The 6,189-nt window shown below is 71.4% G+C and carries 6 protein-coding genes and 1 pseudogene; 3 read left to right on the top strand and 4 right to left on the bottom strand.

The annotated features are described in order from the left end of the window. Together FUT87_RS21735 and FUT87_RS21730 are read left to right on the top strand one after the other, a co-directional pair. Positions 1–410, top strand: a pseudogene (locus FUT87_RS21735) (nitric oxide dioxygenase); the annotation flags it as partial. Positions 411–488: 78 nt separating this feature from the next. Then, positions 489–1,322 carry an enoyl-CoA hydratase-related protein gene (locus tag FUT87_RS21730; protein WP_147242363.1) on the top strand — a complete coding sequence of 278 codons (834 nt, stop codon included), beginning with the start codon at positions 489–491 and terminating at the stop codon, positions 1,320–1,322. Between the two features lie 184 nt (positions 1,323–1,506). On the opposite strand, the gene FUT87_RS21725 is transcribed toward FUT87_RS21730, so the two are convergent. The 4 genes from FUT87_RS21725 to FUT87_RS21710 form a co-directional block, all read right to left on the bottom strand. Continuing rightward, complete coding sequence (locus FUT87_RS21725; protein WP_091724693.1) at positions 1,507–1,782, bottom strand: HU family DNA-binding protein; 276 nt, start codon at positions 1,780–1,782, stop codon at positions 1,507–1,509. A 248-nt stretch (positions 1,783–2,030) separates the two neighbouring features. Beyond that, complete coding sequence (locus tag FUT87_RS21720) at positions 2,031–3,518, bottom strand: PA domain-containing protein (protein ID WP_091724694.1); 1,488 nt, start codon at positions 3,516–3,518, stop codon at positions 2,031–2,033. A gap of 3 nt (positions 3,519–3,521) precedes the next feature. Beyond that, on the bottom strand, positions 3,522–3,977 hold the full coding sequence (locus FUT87_RS21715; RefSeq protein ID WP_147242362.1) for a post-PEP-CTERM-1 domain-containing protein: 456 nt from the start codon (positions 3,975–3,977) through the stop codon (positions 3,522–3,524). 61 nt (positions 3,978–4,038) lie between these two features. After that, entirely contained in the window at positions 4,039–4,719 is a 681-nt protein-coding gene (locus FUT87_RS21710) for a choice-of-anchor J family PEP-CTERM protein (RefSeq protein WP_147242361.1), read from the bottom strand. A 558-nt stretch (positions 4,720–5,277) separates the two neighbouring features. On the opposite strand from FUT87_RS21710, the gene FUT87_RS21705 reads away from it, so the two are divergent. After that, positions 5,278–6,048 carry an alpha/beta fold hydrolase gene (locus FUT87_RS21705; RefSeq protein WP_147242360.1) on the top strand — a complete coding sequence of 257 codons (771 nt, stop codon included), beginning with the start codon at positions 5,278–5,280 and terminating at the stop codon, positions 6,046–6,048. Positions 6,049–6,189: the final 141 nt, after the last annotated feature.

Genomic DNA, 6,189 nt, shown 5'->3' with positions numbered 1-6,189 from the left:
CGCTGCTGCTGGTGACCGGCGGCGTCGGCATCACGCCGGCGATGGCGATGCTGGAGTCGGCGGCCCCCAGCGGCCGGCCGATCCGCTTCATCCACGCGGCGCGCCACGGCGGCGTGCACGCCTTCCGCGAGCGCGTGGATCTGCTGGCCGCGGCGCACCGCAACGTCGAGGCGATGTACGTCTACGACGCGCCGCGCGAGGGCGACGAGCCGCACGAGGTCGGCCAGGTGACGGACGCGCTGCTGGCGCGCCACCTGCCCGAGGACCGCGACGTCGACCTGTACCTGCTCGGACCGAAGCCGTTCATGCAGGCGGTCTACCGCGCCGGCCGCCAGCTCGGCGTGCCCGAGGCGCAGCTGCGCTACGAGTTCTTCGGCCCGACGCAGGAGCTGGTCGCGTCGCCTCGATGACGCGGCGCGGCGGGGTCTGCCGCTAGCATGGCCCGTCCCCTGCCCGCCCGGCGGCAGGGACGGAACAAGGAGACCCGCATGGAATGCCTCACCCTGACCGAAGACGCCGGCGTCGGCCACCTGGTGCTGAACCGGCCCGACGCGATGAACACGATGTCGCCACAGCTATGGCGCGAGCTGGAGACGGTGCTGGGCCAGCTGCATCGCAGCCCGACGCTGCGGGCGCTGGTGATCTCGTCGACGGGCCGGCATTTCAGCGCGGGCATGTCGCTGGACGTGTTCCAGAACGGCGGCATCCAGCTCGACGACCGCAGCGCCGAAGGGCGTGCCGCGATCGTCGACCTGCTGGCCGACATGCAGCAGGCCTTCAACCGCCTGGACGACCTGCGCGTGCCGACGATCGCCGCGATCCAGGGCGGCTGCATCGGCGGCGCGGTGGACCTGGTGGCGGCCTGCGACATCCGTTATGCGGACGCCGGCGCCTTCTTCTGCATCCAGGAGATCAACATCGGCATGGCCGCCGACCTGGGCACGCTGCAGCGCCTGCCGAAGCTGATCCCGCTGGGGGTGGTCAAGGAAATGGCCTACACCGGTCGCCGCCTGCCGGCGGCGCGGGCGCTGGCGGTCGGACTGGTGAACGATGTGCTGCCGACGCCGGCCGAGTGCGTCGAGGCCGCGCTGCAGTGCGCGCGCGAGATCGCGCAGAAGCCACCGGTGGCGGTGTGGGGCAGCAAGCAGGCGATCCACTACGCGCGCGATCACGGCGTCAAGGACAGCCTGCAGCAGATGGGGTGGCTGCAGGCGGCGATCTGGCAGAACAGGAATTTGATGGAGGCGTTCGCGGCGACGCAGGCCAAGCGGCCCACCGCCTTCCCGGATCTGGCTGCGCTGAAGTTCTTCCGCGAGGGCTGAGGTCCTCGCTGCCAGCCCGCCCTTGGCCTTCATCGGAAAAGGCGGCTCCGCCTCAAGGCCCCCAGACGTCCCGGCGTCGTAGCTCCAGGCCGAGGTCAAGCCCGACGCGGCGGTCCAGAAAACAGAAACGCCCGCCCTGCGTCTCGCAGGAGCGGGCGTTGTCGCGAGACAAGCGCCGGGAGGCTTACTTGTTCACCGCATCCTTCAGCGCCTTGCCGGCGGTGAACTTGGCGACCTTGGAGGCCGGGATGTCCAGCGCTTCGCCGGTGGCCGGGTTCTTGCCGGTGCGGGCGGCGCGTTCGCTCACCTTGAAGGTGCCGAAGCCGACCAGGGCGATCTGGTCGCCGGCGGCCAGGGCTTCGGTGATGGTTTCCAGGGTCGCGTCCAGGGCGGTCGCGGCCACGGCACGGGTGACGCCCGCCTTGGTGGCGATGCCTTCGATCAGTTCACTCTTGTTCATCAATGCTTCCAGTAAAAAACCAGGGTCCGGCGAGCCGGGGCCGCGATTATCAGCCAGTCCGGCACCCCCGCCTGTTTGAAGACGCAACCGCCTCGACGCCAGGGCCGCCATGCGTCCGCATCGCGGATGGCATCGCCTTTTCGGGCGACATCGTCCCCCTGAAGACGGCCCTCCCAGCCATTCAGCCCCCTGAACGACAAAGCCCGGCGCTCGCGCCGGGCTTCAGGGGCATCAGGTCGCCGGAAGGCTTACCAGCCCAGGTCCTTCAGCAGCGACTTGGTCAGGTCCTTCGGCGGCACCAGCACCAGGCCCAGGTCCGGGCTGATGTTGGGTTCCATCAGCAGGTTGGGCGAGGCCGAGACATCCCAGTGCGACACCGACGAGCCGCCCACCAGCGGGTTGGGCGTGTACAGCAGCGGCCGGCCCAGCGCGTCGGCACCGGCGCGGCGACTCGGGTCGGTCGTCAGCGAGCCGGTCGCGTAGCCCACCTTGCCGCGCATGCCGTAGGGCACCGAGGCGGTGATGGCGGCGCGCAGCTTCACGCCGTCGGCCTGCGACACGCTGATCGTCGGGATGGTGACCGTCGGATCGCTGCCGCCCAGGCCCGGCGCGGCGCCCGCGACGTTGTTGGCGATGATCACGCCGATCGCGCCGGCGTTCTGCGCGTTCTTGGCCTTGACCGCGAAACCGCAGGTGCCGCGATCGATCACCACCACCTTGCCGGCGCTGGCGGCCGTGTCGGCGCCGTTGAACGGCAGGCAGCCCTGGCCCGCGCCGACCGTGTCCGGTGCGATCGTCGAGATCGACCCCAGCGTCATCCCGCTGCCGACCGCCGGCCCGAAGGAGGCGGTGCCGTAGGGATACTGGCCCGAATAACCCGGCGCCGCGGTCGCGACCTTCAGCACCGGCGTGGCCGCCAGCATGCCGGCGCCGGCGACCACGTTCGGCCCGACCCAGGCCAGGCCCAGCGGGTTCACCGCCGAGGCCTTGCGCTCCGCGCTCGTCATGTTCAGCCAGGTCTTGCCCTGGGTGTTGTCGAACATGAAGCGCTCCCAGATGCTGGGCAGCCCGTCGTCGGTGTAGGCGGTGCCGGCGCGGTTGATGCGCTTGCCGGTCGAGGTCTGCACCGACAGCACGCTGAAGCCCAGGCCATGGCCCAGCTCATGCAGCAGCGTCTCGACGAAGTTCACGCCATTGCCGAAGTTGCCGTCGATGCCCAGGTAGAACGGCGAGCCGGTCAGGCAGCCTTCCTTGCCCAAGTTGATGTTGAACTGCGTCTTGATGTCGACGTTGTTGAAGCCGGTGGTGTCGGGCTGGCCCTCGCTCAGGTTGACCTTGGCCAGCTTGTTGGCCAGGGCCTGCGGGTACCAGGTGTCGGGCGCGCCGCCCTGGAAGCCGTACCAGAAGTTCCAGGCGCTGGCGCTGCCCAGCGTCGCCGACGAAGCGGTGCAGGCCAGCGGTTCCCAGGCGGCGCTGACGGTGATGGTCACGTCGCTTTCCAGCGCCTGTTCCCAGACGTCGGCGACGTAGCGGTAGATGAACATGCGCTGCTCGCCGAGCGTGGTGCCCGGGTTGCCGCCCACCGGCGCGACCGGCGTGGTGTCGTTGAAGCCGACGCCGGCCGGATCGCGGCTCTGGATGACGATGGTGGCGGCCTGCGCCAGGCCGGCGCCGCACAGGGCGGCCACGACGGCCGAGCGCAGCAGGGTCTGCTTGAAGCTGAAGGTCTTGGGCATGGCTTACTCCGTGGGCAGGGCCGACTTGGCGGCGGCGGCGCTCTTCATGAAGGCCTCGGCCTCTTCCTTGCTGGCGAAGCAGGCTTCGATCAGCTTGCCGTCGGGACCGCGCACGACGACGGACTGGCTCGCCATCTCGTCGGTCGCGCGGATGCCGGTGGCACCGCTGCTGTGCAGCTTCATCTGCGGCGAGAGCGCCACCGCGCGCAGCGCGACGCGGGCCTTGGCGGCCGGCAGCTGCGCCTGCAGCGCGGCATGTTCCTCGGCCGTGGCCGGGCGGAGCTTGCCGGTCTCGGCGTCGCGCACGACGACGAGGGACTCCTGCGCCATGACGGGCGCGGCGGAGGGTGCCGACGGCGCGGCGGGGGCGGCAGTCGCCGGCGCGGCGGCTTCGTGAGCCTGCGCCGCCAGCGGCAGGGCCACGGCGATCGCCAGGCCCAGGGAGATGCGGGTGATCATGGTCGTTGTCCTTGCGGAGATGACTCGGAGGGATCGGGAAACGGGAAGCGCGCGTCGGCGCTCAACGCGCGGCGCGACGGCGGCGGGCGGCCATCAGGCCCAGCAGGCTGACGCCGGCCAGCGCCCAGCTCGAGGGCTCGGGCACCTGCGCCACCACCAGGCTGTCGACGGCGGCGATGTCGGAGGTGTCGACGGCGCCGACGTGTCCGAGGGCGAAGCGCGCGCTCGAGCCCGCGCCCTGGCCCGCGATCGTGAAGGTGTATCGGCTCCACTCGCCGAGGGTGGCGGTGATCGTGGCGACCGGCAGCAAGCTGGCCAGGTCGCCGGCGGCGTCCACCAGGCCGTAGGTCAGGTCGTCGGCGTAGTTGCCGTCGACGCCGCCACGGGCCCAGAAGGAGACCTGCGTGTCGAAGGCCGTCGAGAAGGCGGAAGTGATCAGCCAGCTGCCCAGCGAGCCGCCGTCCGGACCGGCCGCCCAGCGCGCCTGCAGGAAGGATTCGCCGGCGCCGGCCTGGGCCGGGAAGTTGGACTCCAGGCCCTGCGTCCAGCCCGGCACCGCGCCCGACGGCGAGTTCAGGTTGATGAAGCGCCAGTCGGCCGCGCCCAGGCGGTCGGGGGCCAGCACCGTGCCGCCATTGACGACCGTGGTGTCGAAGCCTTCGTTGATGAGGGTGTATTGCTCGGCATGGGCCGACGCCATCGCGCCGAACACCGCCGCGACCAAACAGACTTTCTTGAACATTGCTGCGTCCTTCTTCGGGATGAAGGTGGGATGACCACCTGGACTCGAGCGGCGGCGCACCGGGATGACGGACGCCGCCGCGACTGCTGTCGGCCGGCGGGAGGGCGGCCTTCGGGCGGGTCGATTCTGTGACTCCCGTCACGGTTCGCAGGAGGGGGTCGGGCCGTGCCTCCCCCCCGGTGCGGGGGTGGTTGTTTCCCTAAGGCGTGTGGGGACGCGGGTCGCCATGACGGGGACAGGACTTGCCCGGTCCGGTCGCGCACGCGGACGCAAACGGCCGCGCAAACGCATCGTTACGGGAAGTGCCTGCGGCGGGCCACCGCGCGCGTGGCGGCACGACATGGCGCCAGCCGCCCAAGGCGCGCGATGCGCAAACCACGCGCCTCGCAACTCGCCCGTCGGCGAGTGTGGCGAGCTCCGCGTAAATCCGGATGGGCAGCGGGTGCGAATCTCACCGGCACGGTGCCCTCGGACATTCGTCCGATACCGGCGCGCGCCTCGATTCGCGACAGTGGAGCCCTGTTCCAACACCCCTCCACTGTCCTCAGGAGCTTCCCCATGAACATCGCCCGCCGCCTCCTCGTCGCCGCCACCGCGGCCTCCGCCCTCGCCGCCTCGGGCCTCGCGTCCGCGGCCTCGCCGGCGCCGCAACCCTCGGTCGTGATCGTCCACGGCGCCTTCGCCGACGGCTCGGACTGGGCCAAGGTGATCCCGCTGCTGCAGCGCGAAGGCGTGCAGGTCACCGCGGTGCAGAACCCGCTCAGCTCGCTGGCCGACGACGTCGCCGCCGCGCGCCGCGCGATCGACGCGCAGCCCGGCAAGGTGGTGCTGGTCGGCCACTCCTGGGGCGGCACCGTGATCACCGAGGCCGGCGCCGCGGACAAGGTCGCCGCGCTGGTCTACATCGCGGCCTTCGCGCCCGACGTCGGCCAGAACACCGCCGAGCAGGGCAAGGGTTTCCCGACGCCCTCCGGCCTGGCGCACTTCAAGGCCGACGCGCAGGGCTGGCTGAGCCTGACCCCCATCGGCATGCGCGACCACTTCGCGCAGGACCTGCCGGCCGCGACCACCGCCGTGATGGCGGCGACGCAGGGGCCGATCCAGGCCAAGGCCTTCGAGCAGCCGGTGTCGGTCGCGGCCTGGAAGAGCAAGCCGTCCTGGTACCTGCTGGCCAGCGCCGACCGCATGATCGCGCCCGAGGCGCAGGCCGCGATGGCGCAGCGCGCCGGCGCCAAGGTGACCCGCGTCGGCACCTCGCACGTGCCGCAGCAATCGCAGCCCGAAGCGGTCGCCAGGCTCATCCTGGACGCCGTCCGGCAATCCCGGTAAGGTCCGCGCCGACCGCGGGCCAAGCGGGCGCGTCGAGCTCGATCGGTGCGCCGAGCTTGCACGGCGCGCTGAGCCTGCAGAGCGCGCCGAGTGCGCCGAGCACGCGAGGTGCGCCACGCATCCGAGGCGCGCCGGACGCGC

It is taken from the genome of Mitsuaria sp. TWR114 (assembly GCF_007997345.1).
The sequence above is the reverse complement of the archived record's forward strand: the minus strand, read 5'-3'. Positions and strand labels throughout refer to the sequence as shown.